Below are 26506 nucleotides of genomic sequence, written 5' to 3' on the forward strand. Positions count from 1 at the left end.
CGGCTTGCCCCGCTGTTATCGATACCCCGCCGCATCCGGCGTTTTATAGCTTACCCAACTTACGGCTCAGCGAAGCGGCTTCCTGCTTTATCTACTACCTGGCTTCGCTGCGCCGGCCTTACCTGTCACTATCAGCCCCGGAAATTACCCCGCGCTGCGCTACAACATATACTGCTATACCAATGGACGTTCTAGATCTACTATTGAATTTACGCGCTAAGGGCACCACTATCACGCTGGATGATACCGCAAACGCCTTGCGGCTGCGGGGGAAAACCGAAAACCTGACCGCCGAGGATAAGGAGCTTATCAGAACGCACAAGGCGGCGCTGATGGACTTTATCCGGGAGGAGCGCACCCGCCAGAAAGGCTACGCCACCATCGCGCAGGCCCCGGCCCAGACCGACTACGCCCTGTCGGATGGGCAGCGGCGGCTGTGGTTTCTGAGCCAGTCGGAGGAAAACGCGCTGAACTACAACATTCCCTCGGTGCTGGAGCTGACCGGCGCGCTGAACGCGGAGCTGTTTGAGCAAGCCATTGCCAGCGTCGTGGCCCGCCACGAGATTCTGCGCACCGTGTTCCGGGAAAATGCCGCCGGGGAGCCCCGCCAGCACGTGCTGCCCACGCTGGCTTTCCGGCTGCGCGTCACGGATTTGCGCGGCCACGCCGACGCCGACGAGCAGGTGCGCGCCCTGGTGCGGCAGGATCTGCAAGTGCCCTTCGACCTGAGCCGGGGCCCGCTGCTGCGCGCCACGCTGTTTCAGCTGGCCGCCGACCGCCACGTGTTCTACTACAACATGCACCACATCGTCAGCGACGGGTGGTCGATGCAGCTGCTGACCCGCGACGTGCTGACCAGCTACCTGCGCCTGGGCCAGGGCCACAGCACCCCACCGCCGGCCCTGCCGATTCAGTACAAAGACTACGCCCATTGGCACTCGCAGCAGCTCAGCGGCGAGTCGCTGCAAACCCTGGAGCAGTACTGGAACCGGCAGTTTGCCGGCGAGCTGCCCGTATTGCAGCTGCCCAGCTCCAAAACCCGCCCGGCTCTGCTCAGCAGCAAGGGCGCTTTCCAAACCATTGAGCTGGACGCCGAAACCACCGGCAAGCTGAAAAAGCTGAGCCAGGAGCGGGGCGGTACCTTGTTCATGGGTCTGTTGGCCGTGGTGAAGGGCTTGCTCTACCGCTACACGGGGCAGGAAGACATCATCATCGGCAGCCCCATTGCCGGCCGCGAGCACGCCGATTTGCAGGAGCAGATTGGCTTCTACGTCAACACCCTGGCCCTGCGCACCCGCTTCAGTGCCGACGACAGCTTCGAAACGCTGTTCGACCAGGTGAAGGCCACCACGCTGGGCGCTTTCCAGCACCAGCTGTATCCCTTCGACCGGCTGGTGGAAACCCTGGCCCTGCGCCGCGACCCTAGCCGCAACCCGCTGTTCGACGTGCTGCTCAACCTGCAGCCCGCCGACGTGACGGCCACGCCCGATGCCCACGGCCCGGCCCTGGCTTCCCGCGACTTCGCCATTTCCCAGGAAATAGCCAGCAAATTCGACCTCTCATTCCGCTGCTACGAGCACCAGGATGCGCTGTCGATTCGCCTGGAGTACAATACCGACGTGCTCGAAAGCTCCCTCGTGGAGCAGCTCGGTCGGCACCTCACGTCGTTTGTGGCCGCCGTGCTGCGCGACGCGACGCAGCCGGTAGGCCGCGTCAACTACATCGGGGAAGAAGAGCAGGCCGCGCTGGCGCTGGTGAATCCGCGGGCGGACCTGGCGGCTTCCTCGGCCTCGTTGCTGACGGAGTTTACGTCGGTGGTGTCCCGGTTTGGGACGCGGGTGGCCGTGTCGGGCTTCGGCGGCGAGCAGCTGAGCTACGCCGAGCTGGACGCCTTGTCCTCGCAGCTGGCCCACTTCCTGCTGGCCGAGGCCGGCGCCCAGCCCCTGTCCTTGGTGGCCCTGGCCCTGCCCCAGAGCCCGGCCGTTATTGTGGCCTTGCTGGCCAGCTGGAAAGCCGGGGCCGCCTACCTGCCCCTGGACAGCAGCCTGCCCGCCGCCCGCCAGCAGTACATGCTGCGCCACAGCCAGGCCCAGCTCACGCTCACCGCTGAGCGCTACCAGGAGTTCCTCACCCAGGCCGCCCGGTATCCCACCACGGCCCCCACCCTGACTCCTCAGGCCGACCCGACGGCGTACGTGATTTACACCTCCGGCTCGACGGGCCAGCCCAAGGGCGTGGCCGTGGGCCACGGCTCCTTGCGCAACTACTGCCAGTGGTTTGGCTCGGAAGCCCAGCTCACGGAGCAGGATGTGTCGGCCTTGCTGACCAGCTACAGCTTCGATTTGGGCTACACCGTGTTGTTTCCGACCCTGCTCACCGGCGGGCAGCTGTGCCTGAGCGCGCCCGAGGCGGTGCTGGAAGACGCGGCCGCCACCTTGGCCTGGCTTGAGGCGCGGCAGGTCTCGTTCCTGAAGCTGACGCCTTCCTTGGTGCAGGGCCTGGTCTTGAGCCAGGGCGTACAGGCCCTGGCTACGGTCGGTAAGCTGCGCCTGCTGGTCTGCGGCGGGGCCACGATGGCCGGCGCCGACATGGCCGCGCTGCTAGAAAGCAACCCGCAGCTGACGATCTTCAACCACTACGGGCCCACGGAGACGACCATCGGCGTGTGCTTCCAGCGGCTGACGCAGGACACGATTACCAGCTTCGTGGCCCAGCCCGTGCTGGGCGGCCCGATTGCCAACGTGGAGCTGCTGGTGGCCGACGCGCGGCAGCAGCCCGTGCCGGTGGGCGTGGTGGGCGAGCTGCTCATTGGCGGGCGGAGCCTGGCGCAGGGCTATTTGCACGAGGCGGGCTTGACGCACGCCAAGTTTGTGGCCCACCCCAGCAAGCCCGGCCAGCTGATGTACCGCAGCGGCGACCAGGTGGTGCGGCAGGCGGACGGGCGGCTGCGGTTCGTGGGCCGGGTGGACGAGCAGGTGAAAGTGCGCGGCTACCGGGTCGAGCCCGGCGAGGTGCAGCACGCGCTGCTCCAGCTCCCCGGCCTGGCCCAGGCCGCCGTCATTGCCGTTACGCACGAGGGCACCACGGAACTGGTGGCTTACGTAGTGCCCACAAATGGGCATGTGCTGGACCAGCCGCAGTTGCGCACTGCGCTGCAGCAGCACCTGCCGGCTTACATGGTGCCTGGTATCATCATCGAACTGCCCGAGCTGCCCGTGACGGCCAACGGCAAGCTCGACCGGGCGGCCTTGCCCGATCCGCACCGAAGCGCCCAGAGCCAGCGGACGGCTCACTATCAAGCGCCGCAGGGCGCGGTGGAAACGGCGTTGGCCACGGTGTGGGCCTCGGTGCTGCGCCGCGAAAACATCAGCCGCCAGGACAACTTCTACGACCTGGGCGGCGACTCGATTAAAGCGGTAATGGTGGTGTCGCGCCTGAAGCAGGCGGGGTACAGCCTGAAAGTGAGCGACGTGCTGCGCACCCCGGTTCTGGCCGAGCTGGCCGAACACGCTCAATTGCTCACCCGCCAAATCGACCAGGGCCCGGTGACGGGCGAGGTAGAGCTGACTCCCATTCAGCACGAATACTTCGGTCGTACTTCGGTCGACCTGCATCACTATAATCAGTCGATTCTGCTCACTAGCCAGACGCGCCTGGTAGAAGAATCATTGCGGCAAAGCCTGGCCCAGCTGCTGGCTCACCACGACGGGTTGCGCCTGCGCTTCACGGTGGCGGAGGAGTCCGGCCGCTGGTGCCAGCACTACGCCGCTATTGCCGACACGCCCGTGCTGCTGCACGTGTATGACCTAACCCAGTTGCCGGCCGCCGAGGCGCGGGCCGCGCAGCTTTCATTGAGCGAGCAACTGCAGGCCAGCTTCGAGCTGGCCGCGGGCCCGTTGTTTAAAGCCGCCGTGTTCCGGCAGCCGGACGGTACGGACGAGCTGCTCCTGGTGGCCCACCACCTGGTGGTGGATGGCGTGTCCTGGCGCATCCTGCTGGAAGACCTGTCCACGCTCTACACCCAGGCCCAGCAGGGCCAGCCGCTGCAACTGCCGGCCAAGACCGACTCCTTGCAGGTCTGGCAGGCCCAGCAGCAGCAGCAGGCCCGCAGTGGGCAGCTGCAACAGGAACTGGCCTACTGGCTGGCCCAGGACCAGACCCCGGTCCACGCCCTGCCCCTGGACCAGCCCGCCGGGAGCAACCAGGTGGCCGACGCCCAGGTGCAGGCCTTCGTGCTGCCCGCAGAATTGACGGGGCAGCTGCTCACGCAGACCCACCGGGCCCTGGGCACGGAGGTGCAGGAGCTCCTGCTCACGGGCCTCACCCAGGCCCTGCAGGCCCAGTGGCCGCTGGGCCCGGTGCGCCTCACGCTCGAGGGCCACGGCCGCGAGTGGCTGGGCCGCGAGCTGGACGTGACGCGCACGGTGGGCTGGTTCACCAGCAAGTACCCGCTGGTGCTGGACGTGCGCCCGGCCGCCAATAGCGTGGAGGCGTTGATTGAAGTCAAGGAGGCGGTGCGGCGCCTGCCGGGCAAGGGCATCGGCTACGGCTTGCTGCGCTACCTGCACCCGGCGCAGCCGCTGGCCGGGGCGCCCAACTCGGACATCGTCTTCAACTACCTGGGCGACTTCGGCGCGGGGGCGGGCAATGCCGATGCGCAGCAGGCGGGCCTGTTCAGCTTCTCGGCCCAGGAGCGCGGGGCGAGTGTGAGCAGCCGGCGCGAGCGCAGCAGCGTGCTGGAGGTCTCGGCCCTGATCGTTGAGGGCCAGCTGCGGGTGAGCGTGAGCTACAGCCAGCAGCAGTACCAGCGGCAGACCATCGCGCAGCTGCTGGCTCACTACGAGCGCCACTTGACCGAGTTGATCGGCACGGTGGCGGCGCTGGAGCAGCGGCAGTTGACGCCCAGCGACTTGACCTTCTCGGGGCTGAGCCGCCAGGAGCTGGCGCAGCTCAGCGCGCAGGTGGGCGCAGTGCAGGACGTCTACGGGCTGACGCCGTTGCAGGAGGGCATGTACTACCACTGGGTGCAGGATGCGGGCTCGCGGGCCCACGGCATCCAGGTGGCGTACCGGCTGGAAGGCCAGTTGCAGGTGGCGCTGTTGGAGCAGAGCTACCAGCAGCTGGTGCAGAGCTACGACGTGCTGCGCACCAGCTTCACGCACCACTACGGCGGGCGGGCCCTGCAGGTGGTGCAGCCCCGGGTCAGCGGCGGTTTCCACTTCGTGGACCTCTCGCACCTGCTGGGCGAGGCCTTGGCTAGCGCCGTGGCGGCGGAGAAGGAGGCGGACCTGGCCCAGGGCTTTGACCTGAGCCGGGGCTCGCAGATGCGCCTGCGCGTGCTGCAGCTCAGCGCCAGCGCGTACGAGTTTATCTGGAGCCACCACCACGTCATCATGGACGGCTGGTGCTCGCGCTTGCTGAGCCAGCAGTTCACCCAGCTGTATCAGGGTCTGGTGAGCGGGCAGCCGGTGCAGCTGTTGGAGCGTCACAAGTACGCCGATTACCTGCGCTGGCTCGACCAGCGCGACGCGCAGGCCTCGCTCTACTACTGGAAAGACTATCTGCAGGGCTACGAACAGCCCGCTTCCCTGCCTAAGAAAACGGCGGCAGCGGATACGTATACCCGGCGGCATGCTTCCTTCCAGCTGGATGGCGCTACCTACGGGCAGCTCCAGCAGCTGTGCCGCCAGCAGGGCGTGACGCTGAACACGGTGGTGCAAAGCGCCTGGGGCGTGCTGCTCGGCCACTATGCCGACACCCAAGACGTAGTTTTCGGCTCCGTCGTGTCGGGCCGCCCCGGCGACCTGGTGGGCGTGGAGGACATGATTGGCTTGTTCATCAACACCATTCCGGTGCGCATCCAGTATGGCGAGCGGGAGCGGGTGCGGGAGCTGATTGCCCGCCAGCACCAGCAGCAGCTCAATGGCGAAGGCCACCACTACCGGCAGCTGGCCGAAGTGCAGGCGCAAACGTCCCTCGGCCGCAATCTGTTCGACCACATCCTGGTGTTCGAAAACCTGGCCGAGCACGACGGCGACATGGGCAGCGGCGACAACGAGCTGAGCTTGGCCCAGAGTGAAGTAAACGAGCACACCAGCTACGATCTGCACGTGACCATCGTGCCGCGCGAGGCCAGCCTTGAGTTTCACTTCAACTACAATGGCCAGTGCTACGACGACTTTATCATCACGGGGCTGGAAGCGCACTTCAAGGAAATCGTGGGCGGCTTCTGCGCCAATGACGACCAGCCGGTAGCTGCCATTGAATACCTCAGCGCCGCCGAAACCACGTACCTGCTGGAGGGCCTCAACGATACGGCCGTGGACTTCCCGGCCGACAAAACCATCGTGGATATGTTTGCTGGCCAGGTGGCCCGGCGGCCCCAGGCCGTGGCCCTGCGCTTCGCCGACTCAACCCTGACCTACCAGCAGCTCGACGAGATGTCGAACCAGCTGGCCCACTACCTGCGCCAGCAGCACGACGTGCAGCTCGAAGACCGGGTGGCCGTGCAGCTCGACCGGGGCCCCTGGATGATTGTTTCCATCCTGGCTACCCTCAAGGCCGGGGGCGCCTACGTGCCCATCGACCCAGCCTACCCCGCCGACCGGATTGCCTACCTGGTGGAAGACAGCCAGTGCAAAGTCTGCCTCGATGCCCAGCAGATCGACCTGTTCCGGCTGGTGCAGCCCCAGTACCCGACCGAGTCCGTGCCGGTGGCCCTCGCGCCGACCAACCTGGCCTACGTGCTCTACACCTCCGGCTCGACGGGCAAGCCCAAAGGCTGCATGCTCGAGCACCGTGGCGTGGTGAACCGCCTGGAGTGGATGTGGAAGGAGTACAACTTCACCAGCGCCGACGTGATTCTGCAGAAAACCACCTTCACCTTCGACGTGTCGGTGTGGGAGCTGCTGTTGCCCCTGGGCTGGGGCTGCGAAATGGTGCTCTGCGAGAAAGACGACATCTACTCGCCCAGCCGCATTGCCGCTCTCATTGCCCGCTACGGCGTCACGTGCCTGCACTTCGTGCCCAGCATGCTGAACGCCTTTATCGGTGGCCTCTGGGAGTCGAAAGAGCAGCTGGAACTGCTGGCCGGCCTGCGCTGCGTGATGACCAGCGGCGAGGCCCTGGCCCTGGAAAGCGTGAAAAAGTGGTACAGCGAGCTGTCGGTGCCCATCTACAACCTCTACGGCCCGACTGAGGCGTCCATCGATGTAACGTACTACAACACCACGCCGGAAAGCACCAAGGTGCCCATCGGCAAGCCCGTCGCCAACACCCAGATTCTGATTCTTGACCGCCAGCAGCGCCTCGTACCGTTGGGCGTGGTCGGCGAAATCTACATCGGCGGTATCCAGCTGGCCCGCGGCTACTGGAACCGGGAGGAGCTGACGCGTGAGAAGTTCGTGGCCCATCCGTACCAGCCCGGCGCCCGGCTCTACCGCACCGGCGACCTGGGCCGCTGGCTCCCCGACGGCAACGTGGAATACCTGGGCCGCACCGACTTCCAGGTGAAAATCCGGGGCTACCGCATCGAGCTGGGCGAAATTGAAAGCGCCCTGCTGGCCGATGCCGGCGTAGCCCAGGCGGCCGTCATTGCCACCAAACACGCCGACGGCGACGCCGCGCTGGTAGCCTACGTGGTGCCCGCCGCCGGTGAGCCCCTCACGGTGGACACGCTGCGCGCTACGTTGCAAGAGCAGCTGCCCGCCTACATGGTGCCCAGCTACTTTGTGCAGCTAGCCGAGTTGCCGCTGACGGCCAATGGCAAGCTCGACCGCAAAGCCCTGCCCGACCCCGCGCAAAGCCAGCTCAGCAGCCGGCAAACGCAGTATGAAGTGCCCCGCGGCGACGTGGAAACCAAGCTGGCCGACGTCTGGGCCTCGGTGCTCCGCCGCGAGCATGTGGGCCGGCAGGACAACTTCTACGACCTGGGCGGCGACTCGATTAAGTCGATTCTGGTGGTGTCGCGGCTGCGGCAGCAAGGGTATTCGGTGGAAGTAGCCGACATTCTGGGCTACCCCGTGCTGGCCGAGCTGGCCCAGCGCGCCACCAAGCTCACCCGCCAGATTTCCCAGGCCACGGCCACTGGCTCCGTCGAGCTGAGCCCGATCCAACACGAGTTTTTAGGGGATACAAATGTAGACCGCCACTTCTTCAACCAGGCAGTATTGCTGACCAGCCGCGAACGGCTGAATGAAGAGTGGCTGCGGCAAAGCCTGGCCCAGCTGCTGGCTCACCACGACGGGTTGCGCCTGCGCTTCACGGTGGCGGAGGAGTCTGGCCGCTGGTGCCAGCACTACGCCGCCATCGCCGACACGCCCGTGCTGCTGCACGTGTATGACCTAACCCAGTTGCCGGCCGCCGAGGCGCAAGCCGCGCAGCTTTCATTGAGCGAGCAACTGCAAGCGAGCTTCGAGCTGGCCACGGGCCCGCTGTTCCAGGCCGCCGTGTTCCGGCAGCCGGACGGCACGGACGAGCTCTTGCTGGTGGCCCACCACCTGGTGGTGGACGGCGTGTCCTGGCGCATCCTGCTGGAAGACCTGTCCACGCTCTACAGCCAGGCCCAGCAGGGCCAGGCCCTGCAACTGCCGGCCAAGACCGATTCGCTGCAGGCCTGGCAGGCCCAGCAGCAGCAGCAGGCCCGCAGTGGGCAGCTGCAGGCCGAGCTGGCCTACTGGCTGGCCCAGGACCAGACCCCGGTCCACGCCCTGCCCCTGGACCAGCCCGCCGGGAGCAACCAGGTGGCCGACGCCCAGGTGCAGGCCTTCGTGCTGCCCGCAGAATTGACGGGGCAGCTGCTCACGCAGACCCACCGGGCCCTGGGCACGGAGGTGCAGGAGCTCCTGCTCACGGGCCTCACCCAGGCCCTGCAGGCCCAGTGGCCGCTGGGCCCGGTGCGCCTCACGCTCGAGGGCCACGGCCGCGAGTGGCTGGGCCGCGAGCTGGACGTGACGCGCACGGTGGGCTGGTTCACCAGCAAGTACCCGCTGGTGCTGGACGTGCGCCCGGCCGCCGATTCGGTGGAGGCGCTGATTGAAGTCAAGGAGGCGGTGCGCCGCCTTCCGGGCAAGGGCATCGGCTACGGCTTGCTGCGCTACCTGCACCCGGCGCAGCCGCTGGCGGGCGCACCGGCCTCGGACATCGTGTTCAACTACCTGGGCGACTTCGGCGCGGGGGCGAACAATGCCGATGAGCAGCAGGCCAGCCTGTTCAGCTTCTCGGCCCAGGAGCGGGGGGCCAGCGTGAGCAGCCGGCGCGAGCGCAGCAGCGTGCTGGAGGTCTCGGCTATGATTGTCGAGGGCCAGCTGCGGGTGAGCGTGAGCTACAGCCAGCAGCAGTACCAGCGGCAGACCATCGCGCAGCTGCTGGCTCACTACGAGCAGCACTTGACCGAGTTGATCGGCACGGTGGCGGCGCTGGAGCAGCGGCAGCTGACACCCAGCGACTTGACCTTCTCGGGGCTGAACCGCCAGGAGCTGGCCCAGCTCACGGCGCAGGTGGGCGGGGTGCAGGACGTCTACGGCTTGACGCCGTTGCAGGAGGGGATGTACTACCACTGGGTGCAGGATGCGGGCTCGCGGGCCCACGGCATCCAGGTGGCGTACCGGCTGGAGGGCCAGCTGCAGGTGGCCTTGCTCGAGCAGAGCTACCAGCAGTTGGTGAGCAGCTACGACGTGCTGCGCACCAGCTTCACGCACCACTACGGCGGGCGGGCCCTGCAGGTGGTGCAGCCCCGCGTCAGCGGCGGCTTCCACTTCGTGGACCTCTCGCACCTGAGCGGCGAGCAACTCGCCCAGGCGGTAGCGGCGGAGAAGGAGGCGGACCTGGCCCAGGGTTTTGACCTGAGCCGGGGCTCGCAGATGCGCCTGCGCGTGCTGCAACTCGGGGCCAGCGCCTACGAGTTTATCTGGAGCCACCACCACGTCATCATGGACGGCTGGTGCTCGCGCTTGCTGAGCCAGCAGTTCACCCAGCTATACCAGGGTCTGGTGAGCGGGCAGCCGGTGCAGCTCTTGGAGCGCCACAAGTACGCCGACTACCTGCGCTGGCTCGACCGGCGCGACGCGCAGGCCTCGCTCGCCTATTGGAAGGACTATCTGAAGGGCTACGAACAGCCCGCTTCCCTGCCTAAGAAAGTGGCGGCCAACGACACGCTGGCCTATGCCCAGGCCGAGGTAAGTCTGGATGTGGAGCCGGCTCTGGTAAACGACGTGTACCAGCTGTGCCGCCAGCAGGGTGTGACGCTGAACACGGTGGTGCAAAGCGCCTGGGGCGTGCTGCTCAGCCGCTACACCAACACCCCCGACGTGGTCTTTGGCTCCGTCGTATCGGGCCGCCCCGGCAGTCTGATCGGCGTGGAGGAAATGATTGGCTTGTTCATCAACACCATTCCGGTGCGGGTGAACTACAGCGAGCAAACCACGGTGCGGGAACTGCTGCACAACGTGCAGCGCAAGGCCCTCAGCACCGAGCCGCACCACTACTCGCCGCTGGCCAACGTGCGGGCGCAGAGTGAGCTGGGCCGCGACTTGTTCAACCACGTGCTGGTATTCGAAAACCTGGAAAACAACAGTGGCGACTCCGCCGAAGACGTGGAAAACGCCGTGCTGAAAATCACGGGCCGGGAGCTGTACGAAAGCACCAACTTCGACTTCCACATCAACTGCATTCCCACGCCTGATTCGATTCGGCTGGAGTTCAAGTACAACACCAACATCTTCGAAGCCTCGTTCATTGCGGCCCTCAAAGAGCACTTTGTCACGCTGCTGACCGGCTTCGTAACGGCGCCCGAGCAGGTGGTTGATACGGTGGAGCATCTGCCGCTGGCCGAGAAAAACCGCCTGCTGGTGGAGCTCAACGACACGGCCACGGACTACCCGCTCGACCAGACGGTTATCGACCTGTTTGCCGCCCAGGTAGCCCGCACGCCCAACCGCCCGGCCGTGGTGTACGGCGCCACGACGCTGACGTACCAGCAGCTCGATGTCGTGACCAACCGCCTGGCCCAGTACCTGGTGCAGGAGTACGGAGTGGGCGCCAACGACTTCGTGGGCATCCAGCTCTACCGCTCGGAGTGGCTGATGATTTCGGTGCTCGGTGCCCTCAAGGCCGGAGCTGCCTACGTGCCCATCGACCCGGAGTATCCGCAGGAGCGCATCGACTACATCCGCCAGGACAGCCGCAGCAAAGTGCTGCTCGATGAGCAGGAAATCAGCCGCTTCCGGGCCGCTGAGGGCCAGTATGCCGACGAGTGGACGGCCGTGCGCAACCAGCCCGGTGATTTGGCCTACGCCATCTACACCTCCGGCACCACGGGCCGGCCCAAGGGCGTGCCGATTCAGCACCACAACCTGACCAACTACATCAGCTACGCGGCCCAGACGTATTGCACCCGGGCCTGCACCAGGGATGCGGCGACCTGCCCCAACGTGAACTGCAAGACCCGGGCCGGCTCGACCTTCCCGCTGTTCACGTCCTTCTCCTTCGACCTGACCGTGACCTGCATTTTCGCCCCCCTCGTGACCGGCGGCAAAGTGGTGGTCTACGGCAAGGAAGGCCTCGACGAAGTACTGCCCGACGTATTCTGGGGCGCGCACGGCATCACGGTGGTCAAGTGCACGCCTACCCACATCGGGGTGCTGAGCGAGCTGGGCAAGCGCCCCACCGCCGTGCAAAAAGTCATTGTGGGCGGCGAGCAGCTCAAGGAAAAGCACGTCTCGTATCTGCTGTCCATCAACCCCGACATTCAGATCTACAACGAGTACGGCCCCACCGAAACCACCGTCGGCGCCACGGTAGCCGTCATCGACCAGCACACGGCCAACATTACCATCGGCGTGCCCATTGCCAACACCCAGGTGTTTGTGCTCGACCGGCGCCGGCAGCTGGCCGCCGTGGGCGTGGAAGGCGAAATCGTCATTGCCGGCGAGCAACTGTCGGAAGGCTACCTCAACCGCCCCGACCTCACGGCCGAGAAGTTTGTGCCCCATCCCTACAAGGAAGGCGCGTTCATCTACCTCACCGGCGACACCGGCAAGGTGCTGCCCGACGGCAACCTCTTGTACTTCGGCCGCCGCGACGACCAGGTGAAAGTGCGGGGCTACCGCATCGAGCTGGGCGAAGTGGAAAATGCCCTGCTGCTGCGCGACGATATCAGTCAGGCCGTGGTGGTAGCCACCGAAATGGCCGAGGAAAAGGTGCTGGTAGCTTATTTCACCAGCCCCGGCGAGGTGCTGCTGCCTGAGCTCAAAGGCTTCCTGGCCGCCACCCTGCCCGACTACATGGTGCCCGCCTACCTGGTGCAGCTCAAGGAACTGCCCGTGACGGTGAACGGCAAGGTGGACAAGCGCCAGCTGCCCAGCCCCGACAGCATGGCCTCCGGCGCCGAGTTTGGCCCCGTGGCCCCGCGCAACGAGGTGGAGGAAAAGCTGCTCGGCATCTGGAAGCAGGTGCTGAAAAAGGACACCATCAGCATCCGCGCCAACTTCTTCGACCTGGGCGGCGACTCCATCAAAATCATTCTGATGGTGGCCAAAATCAAGTCGGGCTTCAAGATTGCGCTGGATTCGGCCAAGCTGTTCTACGCCACCACCATCGAGGAGCAGGCCAAGCTTATCAACGAAGTAACCGAGCAGGAAGCCGGCCTGAGCGTGGCCCCCGTGCAGCGCAGCTACCCGCTCACCGAAATCCAGGAAGTGTACTGGGCCGTGTGCCAGGACCCCGCTACGTCGGTTGCCTACAACATTTCGATGGCCTACCAGCTGACCGGGGCCCTGGAAGTAGACAAGCTGCAATCGGCCTTCCACGCGCTGCAAAACCGCCACGAGATACTCCGGACCGTGTTCCGCTACGACGAGCAGGCCTACAACGTGCGCCAGTGGGTGTTGCCCCTGGAGCAGCTGCCCGAGGCCTTCGTGGTGCGCGACCTGCGCGCGCAGCACCTGAGCCCCGCCGACCTGACGGCCATCGTGAACGAGGAAGTTACCAAGTCGTTCGACTTCGTGAACGGGCCCCTGATTCAGTTGCAGGTGGTGCAGCACCAGACCGACGAGTACTTGGTGCTGTTCAACATGCACCACATCATCAGCGACGCCTTCTCGATTCACATCATCGTGCGGGAGCTGTTCTCGCTCTATGCCAACCAGGTAGCCGACCAAGCGGCTATTACGCTGCCCACGCTGCCCATCCAGTTCAAGGACTACGCCGACTGGAGCCGCAAAAACCGCAACGAGGCCAAGCTGGCCGAAAGCGCCGGCTTCTGGAAAACCTACCTGACCAACTACGACTCGCAGATCCGCTTCCCGTGGCGGCAGCCCAACGTGCCCGATGCTTTCAAGGCCGACATCTACCGCCAGGTAATCGAGGATGAAGCCCTGGTGCAGCAGCTGCGCACCTGGGTGGGGCAGGAGAAGGGCACGCTCTACATGGCCCTGCTCACCTTGTTCAAGGCCCTGTGCCACCTCGAAACCGACCAAGCCGACCTGACCCTGGTGACGCCCGTCTCGACCCGCGACCATGAGGAAGTGAAAGACCTCATCGGCCTGTTCCTGAACACGGTGTTCGTCCGGACCCAGGTGGCCGAGCAGGAAAGCTTCGCCAGCCTCTTCGGCAAGGTGCAGGCCTCGGTGAAGCAGGTGATGCTGCACAAGCAGTTTCCCTACCTGAGCATCGTCGACCAGATTCACAAAAGCCAGGAGCAGCCCTTCTTCAACGTGGGCCTGAACCTGAACCCACTGAACGCCCACGCCAACGATGCCGCGCCCGACCTGGGCCTGGAGCTGCTGCCGCTGACCAAGGAGGAAAACTTCGTGAAGGCCCAGCTCTGGCTCGACATCACGGAGCGCGAAAAGTCCCTGGCTATCAACTACTCCTACCAGCACCGCCTGTTCGAGGAGCGCGACGTGCAGCAGCTGGCCGCCAAGCTGGAGCGGCTGCTGGGCCAGGTGCTGCGCGAGCCCAACCGCCCGCTGCTCGACATCCGGGAAGAGATGCTGGCCGCCGAGCGGCAGGAGCAGAAGGAGAGTGCCCGCAAGCTGCGCTCGGCCAACCGCATGAAGCTGATGAGCGGCAAATTGTCCTGATTCACTGATTTTTAAGAGTCTTCAACGCCTAGTATACCCTCTGTTTTTCTATCCATTCAACCGTATTTAACGCATACAACGCCATGAACAACTTAGCAAAACTCAAAGCGGCCAAAGCCGCCCCCATGCTGGCCGAAATCGAGCAGGACATCACCGTCAAGGAGTACTTCGACGGCAGCAACGGCCTGCCCCTGGTGGTAAAGCCCCTGCTGAAGGGCGTGGACCTGAAGGCCTGGATTGAGGAGCACCGCGCCGAAGTAGAAGCCGACCTGGTCAAGCACGGCGGCATCCTGTTCCGGGGCTTCGCCATCAACACGGTCGAGAAGTTCGACTCCTTCATGAAGTGCTTCAGCGAGGAAAGCATTCCGTACATGTTCCGCTCGTCGCCCCGCTACGCCGTGGCCGACCGGGTGTACGTCTCGACGACCTACCCCAATGAGCGCACCATTAATATGCACAGCGAGTCGTCGTACAGCTATGCCTGGGGCCGCAAAATCATCTTCTGCTGCATCAAGGCCGCCGAAGAGCAGGGCGAAACCCCCATTGCCGACAACCGCCGCGTGCTGGCCCGCCTGAGCCCGGCCCTGCGCCAGAAGTTTCAGGATCTGGGCGTTATCTACCAGCGCAACCTGTCGCCCCACATCGGCATGCCCTGGCAGGAAGTGTTCCAGACCACCGACCCCGAGGAAGTAAAGCGCGTGTGCGCCGAAAACAACGTGGAGTGCATCTTCAGCGGCAAAGACAACCTGACCATCCGCTGGCAGAAGCCCGCCATCTACGCCCACCCCGAGTCCGGCGACCTGATGTGGTTCAACCACTCGTATTTCTTCAACAAGTACAGCCTCTACGAAGAAATCGGGCTGGAGCCGGAAGACGAAATGCCCGAAGAGCTGCTGCCCTCCAACACCTTCTTCGGCGACGGCTCGGAGATTTCCTTCGCCGAGTACAGCGAGATTAAAAATGCCTACGACCAGGAAAAAGTGCTGTTCCTGTGGCAGGAAGGCGACTTGCTGCTGCTCGACAACATGATGACGGCCCACGGCCGCAGCCCCTACAAAGGGGAGCGCCAGATCGTGGTATCCATCGTGGAGCCCTACAAGAAACCGGCGGAAGCCAACAATTAATCAGCGAATTGCGCTTGATATTTAAGATATTTATTACTTTAGGAACGCAATTTCAGTTTACGGGGGCTGAGAGCGGCTGGTCTGCTCTCAGCTTTCCCCAGTTTATTCCAGTATTTAGTTGTTAAAATCTTATCGTATCACCTTAAAATCCTGTCTATCTGATATAGCCTAACCTACGCGGTCTGCCTGCTCCGTTATTTATTCTACTTCCCGCAGACCTCCTCCTTACCCGCCGGCCCGCCCACTCGTGCGCTGCCGGCTTCGCTACAGTTAATTCTACCAAGTCGTCGCTTCTTCGGGCAGCCGGGTCATTATGGCTTTGCTTTCCAGCTATCTGCGCTTCTCGTTGCTACCCTTTCGTTTGTATAGCTTACTCTACTCATTTACTTGATACTCTAATCTTATTGTTACATGCTAAGTCCTATTTCTAAAAACCAGGAATTCTATTTGCAATTCACGCGCAACCAGGATTCAGCTCGGCTGGAAGCCGAATGCGTGCTCCAGTATGCGGTTGATCGTAAGACTGTTGCCGCGGCAATACAGACGGTAGTGGCCCGCTACGACATCCTGCGGACGGTATTCGTTTCGAAGGAAGGACTTTCGCTGCCGATGCAATCCATCGGTGAGGTGGGCGAGCAGGCAGGGGAGATGAGCGAAGAGTCGGAAGTTACGCTGGCCCGGCCGCTGGCCCTGCACCTGGAGGCCGCCGGCCCCGAGGCCTGGCGCCTGAAGCTGCGCTGCCTGCCCATGCTGCTGGACATTGCCAGCATCAAGCTTTTCTTTGCCGAAGTGGCCGCCGTGCTGGCCGGCACTGCCGACGCGCTGCCCGCCGCCGATGACCTGATCCAGACCGGGCAGTACGCCGCCTGGCAGGAAGAGCTGGCCACCGAGGAAAACGAGGAAGCTGCCGCGTTCTGGAAACAGGCCAGCCGCCCCGGTGAAGACGGCGACCTGCGCCTGCCGTTCCAGCAAAACCCCAATGGCCGACCTTTCGTGGCCGCCGTAAAAACCGCCGTAGTCGCTGCCGGGGCGCTGAAAAGCGCCGCTCAGCGCTACGGCGTTGACGTGCAGACCCTGGTGGTAGCCCTCTACGCCAAGGCCCTGCAGCGCTTCACCGAGCGTACGGCTTTTGCCCTCGACTTCGTAACCAACGGCCGCGCCTATGAGGAGCTGGCTTCCGTTATTGGTCCGTTCTCCAAAAACCTGCCCTTGCAGCTGGAGCTGACCGACACCGCCGACCTGGCTGCCTTCAGCGCGCGGCTGCAGGAAAACATCGAAACCAGCCTCGACTGGAGCGACTATTACTTTGCCGACCGCTACGCCGGCATCCGGGCCCCCAACACCCGCTACGTGGTAGAGTACCACGACGTGGCGCCCGCCGCCGGGGCTTCCGTCCTGACGAACGTGGTGGCCCTGACCAGCGCCTTCAGCCAGAAGCTGCTGGTGCTCGACAACGGCGCTACGCTGGACGTGCAGTTTCAGTACGACCAAAACCAATACGACGCCACGGCCGCCGAGCTGCTGCTGGCCAACGTGGCCGCGCTGCTGGCCGAGCCCACCCGCTCCGCCACCGCCCTGCTGCCCCAGGACCGCGAAATCGTGGCGGCCGCCAATGCCACCGCCCAGGCCCCGACGGCCGAGCACACGGTGTTGCAGCTGATTGAGCAGGCCATTGCGGCTACTCCGGAGGCTACGGCCCTGGTGGGCCCCGAGGAAAGCTTCTCCTACCAGGAAATGGGTGCCATCAGCAAGCAGCTGGCCGGCGCTCTGAAAGCCAACTACGGCGTCGGCGCCGGCGACCTGATCGGCCTGGCCTTCGACCTGAGCACCGAAATTCCCCTGGCCATGCTGGGCGTGCTCTACGCCGGGGCCGCCTACATTCCGATTGACAGCAACAACCCCAAGGAGCGCATCCAGAAAATCCTGCTCGACAGCCGCTGCAAGCTTATCCTGACCCAGGAAGAGCTGGTGGAAGAGTGGCAGCAGGAATTTCCCGGCTTCAGCATTCTGACCGTAGCCGAAGTGCTGGCCAGCGCCAACGAGGAAGCCCACATCGAGCTGCCCCTGCCCGCCGCCGCCGATACGGCCTACATCATCTACACCTCCGGCACCACCGGGGAGCCCAAGGGCTGCGTGATTACCCACGCCAACCTGCTCAACTACATCAGCTGGGTCAACGGCTATTACTTCCAAGCCGAGCCCGCCACGGGCAACTTCTCGCTGATTACCAATTTCTCCTTCGACCTCACCGTCACGGCCCTGTTCAGCGCCATCAGCCGCGGCAAGAGCCTGCAGTGCTTCGAGCGCGGCCTCGGTATTTCGGAGATGCTCTACCAGTCGTTTGAGCCCGGCAGCGGCGTAGACACGGTGAAGATGACGCCCACGCACATTTCGCTGCTGGCGTATCTGGGCCTGGAAACCACCAACGTGCGCCACGTCATCGTGGGCGGCGAGGCCCTGCTGGCCTCGCACATCCGCATCCTGCGCACCCTCTCGCCCGACATTCACATCTACAACGAGTACGGCCCGACCGAAGCCACGGTGGGCTGCATCGTGAAGGAAATCGGCTCGGTGCACGATACCGTGCTCATCGGCTTGCCCATCACCAACATGGAAGCCTACGTGCTGACGGCCGAGCTGGAGCTGGCCCCGGTGGGCAGCATCGGCGAGCTGTACCTGGCTGGTCAGGGCCTGGCTAAGGGCTACCTGAACAAGCCCGACATGACCAGCGCTAAGTTTGTGGAAGTAGCCGCCCTGCCGGGCAAGCGCCTCTACAAGTCCGGCGACCTGGCCCGCTTCCTGCCCTCGGGCGAAATCGACTACCTGGGCCGCATCGACGACCAGGTGAAAATCCGGGGCTACCGCGTGGAGCTGCAGGAAATTCAGAAGGCTCTCGACCAGCACCAGGCCGTGAACACCAGCATGGTGACGCTCTGGAAAAACGCCAGCGAGGAAAGCTACCTGGTGGCCTACTACATCAGCTCGGAAACCCTGGAAACGGCCGTGCTGCGCGAGTTCGTGGCCGACAAAGTGCCCGAGTACATGGTGCCCGCCGTGTTTATCCCCGTCGATGCCATTCCGCTGACGGCCAACGGCAAGCTCGACGTAAAGAAGCTGCCCAACCCGCAGGACTACTTCAGCAAAGCCGCTGAGTACGTGCCCGCCGGCACCGAAATGGAGCACCGCCTCGTGGCGCTGTGGGAAGAGGTGCTGGGTACCCAGCCCATCGGCGTGCACGACGATTTCTTTGAAATCGGGGGTCACAGCCTGAAAGTGACCCAGCTCATCAGCCGCTACCACCGCGACTTTGAAATCATGCTTTCCCTGCAGGATTTCTACACCAATACCACCATTGCCGGCCAGGCCGAGCTGATTGGCCGCGCCGCCAAGTTCACCTTCGTGAACATCGAGAAAACGGCCGAAAAGGACAGCTACCCCGCTTCCAACGGCCAGAAGCGCCTGTGGGTGATGAGCCAGGTGGGCGACAGCTCCTCAGCGTTCAACATCTTCAACGCTATGCAGTTTGAGGGCGAGTTCTACCCCGAAAACTTCGAGCAGGCCCTCATTACGGTGCTTAACCGCCACGAGAGCCTGCGCACCGTGTTTGGCCAGGACCCCGTAACCGAAGAAGTGCGGCAGTTTATCCGGACCACGGCCGAGCTGAACTTCAAGGTAGACTACCTCGACCTGACCGCCGCCGCCAACCAGCGCGAGCAGGTGCTGGCCGTGCTGGAAGCCGAAGCCAAGCGCGTGTTCGACCTGGGTGCCGGCCCACTGCTGCGCGTGGGCGTCATCAAGACGGCCGACGCCCGCTACGTGGTGTACTACAACGCCCACCACATCATCTGCGACGGGTGGTCGATGGAAGTGTTCATCAGCAACACGATGAACTGCTACGGCGCTTACCTCAACGCCCAGGAAAACCCGCTGCCCCCGCTGGCTATTCAGTACCGCGACTACGCGGCCTGGCTCGATAAGAAAATGTCGGGCGACTCCTTCCAGGAAAGCCGCTCGTACTGGCTCGATAAGTTCAGCGGCGAGCTGCCCGTGCTCAACCTGCCCTCCGACAAGAAGCGGCCCCTGGTGAAAACCTACAACGGCGCCAGCCTGCGCACCAAGCTCGATAAGGAGGCCGTGCGGCGCCTGCGCCAGTTCAGCCAGGAGCGGGGCGGCACCCTGCTGACCGGCCTGCTAGCCGTGGTGAAGGGCGTGCTGCACCGCTACACGGGGCAGGAAGACATCATCATCGGTAGCCCCATTGCCGGCCGCGAGCATGCCGACCTGGAGGAGCAGATTGGCTTCTACGTCAACACCCTGGCCCTGCGCACCCAGCTCAGCGCCGACGACAGCTTCGAAGCACTATTCGAGCGGGTGAAGGCCACCACGCTGGGCGCTTTCCAGCACCAGCTGTATCCCTTCGACCAATTGGTAGAAGAGCTTGGCCTGAAGCGCGACACCAGCCGTCTGCCCCTGTTCGACTGCTGGCTGCTGCTGCACCAGGCCAACACGTCCTACCAGAACAACGGCTGGGATTTTGGCGACCTGAGCATCGACGCTTTCCCCTTCGAAGGCGAAATCTGCAAGTACGACTACCTGTTTTCCTTCGCCGAGTTCGACGATGAGCTGGTACTCACGCTGAAATACAACACCGACATTTACAGCGAGTTCTTCGCCACGCAGCTGCAAGGCAACATCAGCCAGTTCCTGATTGCGGCCGTAAGCAACCCCGCTGAGCAAATCAGCCAGATTGCCTACCTGACCGAAGCCGAAACGTCGGCGCTGGAAATGGCCAGCCAAGGCGCGGAGCTGACCATCGAAAATGAAGGTTCACTACTGACGGAGTTTACGTCGGTAGTGTCTCGGTTTGGGTCGCGGGTGGCCGTGTCGGGCTTCGGCGGCGAGCAGCTGAGCTACGCCGAGCTGGACGCCTTGTCTTCGCAGCTGGCTCACTTCCTGCTGGCCGAAGCCGGCGCCCAGCCCCTGTCCTTGGTGGCCCTGGCCCTGCCCCAGAGCCCGGCCGTGGTCGTGGCCCTGCTGGCCAGCTGGAAAGCCGGGGCCGCCTACCTGCCCCTGGACAGCAGCCTGCCCGCCGCCCGCCAGCAGTACATGCTGCGCCACAGCCAGGCCCAGCTCACGCTCACGGCCGAGCTGTACGCCGAGTTCCTGACCCAGGCCGCCCGGTATCCCACCACGGCCCCAGAACGCCCGGTCGCCGCGGCCGACCCGACGGCGTACGTGATTTACACCTCGGGCTCGACGGGCCAGCCCAAGGGCGTGGCCGTGGGCCACGGCTCCCTGCGCAACTACTGCCAGTGGCTGGCCGCCGAAGCCCAGCTCACCGAAGCCGACACGGCGGCCCTGCTGACCAGCTACAGCTTCGATTTGGGCTACACCGTGTTGTTCCCGACCCTGCTCACCGGCGGGCAGCTGTGCCTGAGCGCGCCCGAGGCGGTGCTGGAAGACGCGGCCGCCACCGTGGCCTGGCTTGAGGCGCGGCAGGTCTCGTTCCTGAAGCTCACGCCTTCCTTGGTGCAGGGCCTGGTCTTGAGCCAGGGCGTACAGGCCCTGGCCCAGGTGGGCCGGCTGCGCCTGCTGGTCTGCGGCGGGGCCACGATGGCCGGCGCCGACATGGCCGCGCTGCTGGCCAGCAACCCGCAGCTGACGATCTTCAACCACTACGGGCCCACGGAGACGACCATTGGCGTGTGCTTCCAGCGGCTGACGCAGGACTCGATCCAGGGCTTCGTGGCCCAGCCCGTACTGGGCGGCCCGATTGCCAACGTGGAGCTGCTGGTGGCCGACGCGCGGCAGCAGCCCGTGCCGGTGGGCGTGGTGGGCGAGCTGCTCATTGGCGGGCGCAGCCTGGCGCAGGGGTATTTGCACGAGGCGGGCTTGACGGCCAGTAAGTTTGTGGCCCACCCGGGCAAAGTGGGGGCGCAGGTGTACCGTAGCGGCGACCAGGTGGTGCGGCAGGCGGACGGGCGGCTGCGGTTCGTGGGCCGGGTGGACGAGCAGGTGAAGGTGCGCGGCTACCGGGTCGAGCCCGGCGAGGTGCAGCACGCGCTGCTCCAGCTCCCCGGCCTGGCCCAGGCCGCTGTCATTGCCCTCAAGCAAGCGGAAGGGGATGCCGCGCTGGTGGCCTACGTCGTGCCCACGACGGGCCAGGAAATCGACGAGGCCGCGCTGCGGACCGGGTTGCTGGCTCAGCTGCCAGCCTACATGGTGCCCAGCCAGTTTGTGCAGCTGGCGGCGTTGCCCGTGACGGCCAACGGCAAGCTCGACCGGGCGGCCTTGCCCGACCCCGGCCAGCAAGGCCGGCGCGGGGCCCACTATCAAGCGCCGCAGGGCGCGGTGGAAACGGCGTTGGCCACGGTGTGGGCCTCGGTGCTGCGCCGCGAGAACATCAGCCGGCAGGACAACTTCTACGACCTGGGCGGCGACTCGATTAAGTCGATTCTGGTGGTGTCGCGGCTGCGGCAGCAGGGCTACTCGGTGGAAGTAGCCGACATTCTGGGCTACCCCGTGCTGGCCGAACTGGCCCAGCGCGCCACCAAGCTCACCCGCCAGATCTCCCAGGCCACGGCCACCGGCTCCGTCGAGCTGAGCCCGATCCAACACTGGTTCCTCGACAATGAGCAGGTTGATAAGCAGCAATACAATCAGTCGATTCTGCTGACCAGCCAGGAGCGCCTCAATGAGGAAAACCTGCGTCAGAGCCTGAATAAGCTGCTAGCTCACCATGATGGTCTGCGTCTGCGCTTCACCCAGGATGCCAATGGCTCCTGGCAGCAGGAGTACGCACCTATCACAGAGAGCGTACTAGCAGTTTATGACATAACCCAGTTGCCGGCCGCCGAGGCGCGGGCTGAGCAGCTGCGCCTCAGCGAGCAGCTGCAGGGCAGCTTCGAGCTGGCCGCGGGCCCGCTGTTCCAGGCCGCCGTGTTCCGGCAGCCCGACGGCCCGGACGAGCTGCTCCTGGTGGCCCATCACCTGGTGGTGGACGGCGTGTCCTGGCGCATCCTGCTGGAGGACCTGTCCACGCTCTACGCCCAGGCCCAGCAGGGCCAGCCGCTGGTGCTGCCAGCCAAAACCGACTCCTTGCAGGCCTGGCAGGCCCAGCAGCAGCAGCAGGCCCTGAGCCCCGCACTGCAGGCTGAACTCTCCTACTGGCAGCAGCAGGACCAGGCCCCGGTCCACGCCCTGCCCCTGGACCAGCCCGCCGGGAGCAACCAGGTGGTCGACGCCCAGGTGCAGGCCTTCGTCTTGCCCGCCGAGCTGACGGGGCAGCTGCTCACGCAGACCCACCGGGCCCTGGGCACGGAGGTGCAGGAGCTCCTGCTCACGGGCCTCACCCAGGCCCTGCAGGCCCAGTGGCCGCTGGGCCCGGTGCGCCTCACGCTCGAGGGCCACGGCCGCGAGTGGCTGGGCCGCGAGCTGGACGTGACGCGCACGGTGGGCTGGTTCACCAGCAAATACCCGCTGGTGCTGGACGTGCGCCCGGCCGCCGATTCGGTGGAGGCGCTGATTGAAGTCAAGGAGGCGGTGCGGCGCCTGCCGGGCAAGGGCATCGGCTACGGCCTGCTGCGCTACCTGCACCCGGCGCAGCCGCTGGCCGGGGCGCCCAGCTCGGACATCGTGTTCAACTACCTGGGCGACTTCGGCGCGGGGGCGGGCAATGCCGATGCACAGCAGGCGGGCCTGTTCAGCTTCTCGGCCCAGGAGCGGGGGGCCAGCGTGAGCAGCCGGCGCGAGCGCAGCAGCGTGCTGGAGGTCTCGGCCCTGATCGTCGAGGGCCAGCTGCGGGTGAGCGTGAGCTACAGCCAGCAGCAGTACCAGCCCGCAACCATCGCGCAGCTGCTGGCCCACTACGAGCAGCACTTGACTGAGTTGATCGGCACGGTGGCCGCGCTGGAGCAGCGGCAGCTGACGCCTAGCGACTTGACCTTTGCCGGGCTGAGCCGCGGGGAGTTGGCCCAGCTCACGGCGCAGGTGGGCGGGGTGCAGGATGTGTACGGCTTGACGCCGCTGCAGGAGGGTATGTACTACCACTGGGTGCAGGATGCGGGCTCGCGGGCCCACGGCATCCAGGTGGCCTACCGCCTGGAAGGCCAGTTGCAGGTGGCCTTGCTGGAGCAGAGCTACCAGCAGCTGGTGAGCAGCTACGACGTGCTGCGCACCAGCTTCACGCACCACTACGGGGGGCGGGCCTTGCAGGTGGTGCAGCCCCGTGTCAGCGGCGGCTTCCACTTCGTGGATCTGAGCCATCTGCTGGGCGAGGCCTTGACCGAGGCGGTAGCGGCGGAGAAGGAGGCGGACCTGGCCCAGGGCTTCGACCTGAGCCGGGGCTCGCAGATGCGCCTGCGCGTGCTGCAGCTCAGCGAGAACCAATATGAGCTGATTTGGAGCCACCACCACATTATTATGGATGCCTGGTGCTCTCAGCTTCTCATTCAGCAGTTCACCCAGCTGTATCAGGGCTTGGTGAGCGGGCAGCCGGTGCAGCTGTTGGAGCGCCACAAGTACGCCGACTACCTGCGCTGGCTCGACCAGCGCGACGCGCAGGCCTCGCTCGACTATTGGGCGCAATACCTCCAGGGCTACGAGCAGACGGCTTCGCTGCCAACGCAGGTTACCAGCCAGGAATACACCCAGCAGGAAGCCTTCTTCCAGATTGCCGACGCCGATTTTGCCGGCTTGCAGCAACTCAGCGAACGGCTGGGCGTGACGCTGAGCACGGTGGTGCAAAGCGCCTGGGGCGTGCTGCTCGGCCGCTACGCCGGTACGCAGGACGCGGTGTTCGGCACGGTCGTGTCGGGTCGCCCCGGCAACCTGATCGGCGTGGAGGAAATGGTGGGCCTGTTCATCAACACCATCCCGGTGCGGGTGCAGTACGGCAACGACACGACGGTGAAAGAGCTGGTGCAGCAAGTGCAGCAGCTCCACATTGCCAGTGAGCCGCACCACTACCGGCAGTTGGCCGAAGTGCAGGCACAAAGCGCGCTGGGCCGTAATCTGCTCGACCACATCCTCGTGTTCCAGAACACGAATGCGGCAGAAAGTGCCGAATACGCGCCAACCAGCGATACGCCGGGCCTGGATATCATCAGCAAGGAGTCGTACGTGCAGACGAACTTCGACTTCAACTTCGTGCTGTATCCCTCGGCAACGCAGCTGGCCTACCGCTTCCGCTTCAACGCGGCCAAGTACGACCCAGCCTTTATCGAGCGGCTGGGCACGCACTTCCAGCAGATTCTGCGGGCTTTCGTGGCCCAGGCCAACCAGCCCGTGCGGACCGCCAACCACCTGCCCGCTGCCGAGCAGCAGCAGCTCCTGGCGCAGTTCGACGCCACCGGCACGCTGCCCCGCACCGAGGAAACCGTCCTCTCGCGGTTCGAAAAGCAGGTAGCCGCTACGCCCGCCCACACCGCCGTAGTGGCGGCCGGCGAGGCCCTGAGCTACCAGGCGCTGAACGAGCGGGTAAATCAGCTGGCCAACTACTTCCGCGGCCAGGGCATTACGGAGGGCGCCAAAGTAGCCTTCTGCCTGAACCGCCCCCTGGATGCGCTGACCAGCCTGCTGGCCACCCTGAAAGCCGGCGGCGTGTACGTGCCCCTCGATACGCAGTTCCCGGAAGCCCGCAAAGCCTTTATGCTGAGCGATTCGCAAGCGGCCCTGCTCGTGGTAGACGCGGCCAACGCCGCCGCCTTCGACCAGCAGAGCCTGCCGCTCCTGGTGCTCGACGCGCCCGACGCCACCTGGCAGCAGGAAGCCGTATCGGCTCCGGCCACCACGCTGCGGCCCGCCGATGTAGCTTACCTGATTTACACCTCCGGCTCGACCGGCCAGCCCAAGGGCGTGATGGTAACGCACCGCAACCTGGTGGATTACCTTGACGGCTTGCAGGCCAAAACCGGCATCGTGGCGGGTGAGTCGTTTGGCTTGCTCTCCACGCTGGCCGCCGACCTGGGCAACACGGTGCTGTTTGGTGCCCTGCTCACCGGCGGCACGCTCCACCTGTTTGCCAAAGAGGCCCTGACCGACAGCGAAGGGCTGCTCAACTACTTCGAGGCCAACTCCATTGGTACCATCAAGATTGTGCCTTCGCACTGGAAAGCGCTGCAAACCAACCGCACGCTGCTGCCCACCAAGCGCATCATCTTCGGGGGCGAGGAGCTGACAACCGACGTGCTGGACCGCATCCGCAAAACCGGGCCGACCCTGGAGGTGTACAACCACTACGGCCCCACCGAAACGACCATCGGCAAGCTGATGCACCGCGTGGACATGGCCCGCACCTACAGCCGCGTGCCGATTGGCGAGCCGTTCTCCAACACGAAAGTGTACGTGGTCGATCAGCACCAGAACCTGTGCGCTTACGGCGTGCCGGGCGAACTGCTCATCGGCGGGGAGGGCGTGGCCGCGGGCTACTTCGGTCGGCCCGACCTGACGGCCGAGCGCTTCATTGCTGATCCGTTCGGCGGTGAGGGCCTGGTGTACCGCACCGGCGACTTGGTAACGTGGTCGGCCGAGGGCAGCATCACCTTCCTGGGCCGCATCGACCAGCAGCTCAAGATCCGGGGCTACCGCATCGAGCTGGGCGAAATCGAAAACGTGCTCAAGGCCAAGGACGGCATCCGCGAGGCGGTGGTCGTGGCCTTCGAAACGGTGCCCGGCGAGAAAGAATTGGTGGGCTACTTCGTGAGCAACGCGGAAACCGACCCGGCCACGCTGCGCAGCTACCTGCTGGAGCGCCTGCCCGAGTTTATGGTGCCGCAGACCTTTGTGCAGCTCCAGGAAATTCCGCTGACGCCCAACGGCAAAATCAACCGCCAGGCCCTGCCCAACCCGCAGACCTTCGCCGGGCAGCGCAGCCAGGAATTTGTGGCCGCCCGCACCGAAACCGAAGAGCGCCTGACTAAGATCTGGCAGAAGATTCTGGGCAAGGAAACCGTCGGCGTTACTGATAACTTCTTTACCAGCGGCGGCCACAGCCTCAACGGCATCCTGATGCTGACCAAGGTGCACCAGCAGTTCAACGTGCGCATCGACGTGCTGACCCTGTTTGAAACGCCGACGATTGAGGCCCTGGCCGAAGAAATCGAGAATGCGCTGTGGGCCAAGGCCGAGGCCGTTCACAACGAGGCCGCCGAAGAGGTGACTATTTAAGGTAAGTGAGTTATTAAAAGCGACGAGTAGGAGGGGAGTCCGCGCCACCCGGCGCGGGCTGCCCCAGGCTTCGAACGGACCAGCCCGGGGGAGCTTACTGCTGCGCAAGTGCTATATCCTAAGCCTGTTAACACG

General features: G+C 64.7%; 3 protein-coding genes. All 3 read left to right on the forward strand.

Annotation, left to right across the window (positions count from 1 at the left end; translation table 11 throughout):
• Window positions 1-203: 203 nt before the first annotated feature.
• The 3 genes from E5K00_RS14440 (at window position 204) to E5K00_RS14450 (ending at window position 26371) form a co-directional block, all read left to right on the forward strand.
• Complete coding sequence (locus E5K00_RS14440) at window positions 204-14081, forward strand: non-ribosomal peptide synthetase (protein ID WP_167856902.1); 13878 nt, start codon at window positions 204-206, stop codon at window positions 14079-14081.
• 83 nt (window positions 14082-14164) lie between these two features.
• Window positions 14165-15205: a TauD/TfdA family dioxygenase gene (locus E5K00_RS14445; protein WP_135464030.1), complete on the forward strand. Its 1041-nt coding sequence runs from the start codon at window positions 14165-14167 to the stop codon at window positions 15203-15205.
• Between the two features lie 411 nt (window positions 15206-15616).
• Entirely contained in the window at window positions 15617-26371 is a 10755-nt protein-coding gene (locus E5K00_RS14450) for a non-ribosomal peptide synthetase (protein WP_135464031.1), read from the forward strand.
• The last annotated feature ends 135 nt before the right edge of the window (window positions 26372-26506 follow it).

Source organism: Hymenobacter aquaticus, from assembly GCF_004765605.1.
GTDB classification, from domain to species: Bacteria; Bacteroidota; Bacteroidia; order Cytophagales; family Hymenobacteraceae; genus Hymenobacter; species Hymenobacter aquaticus.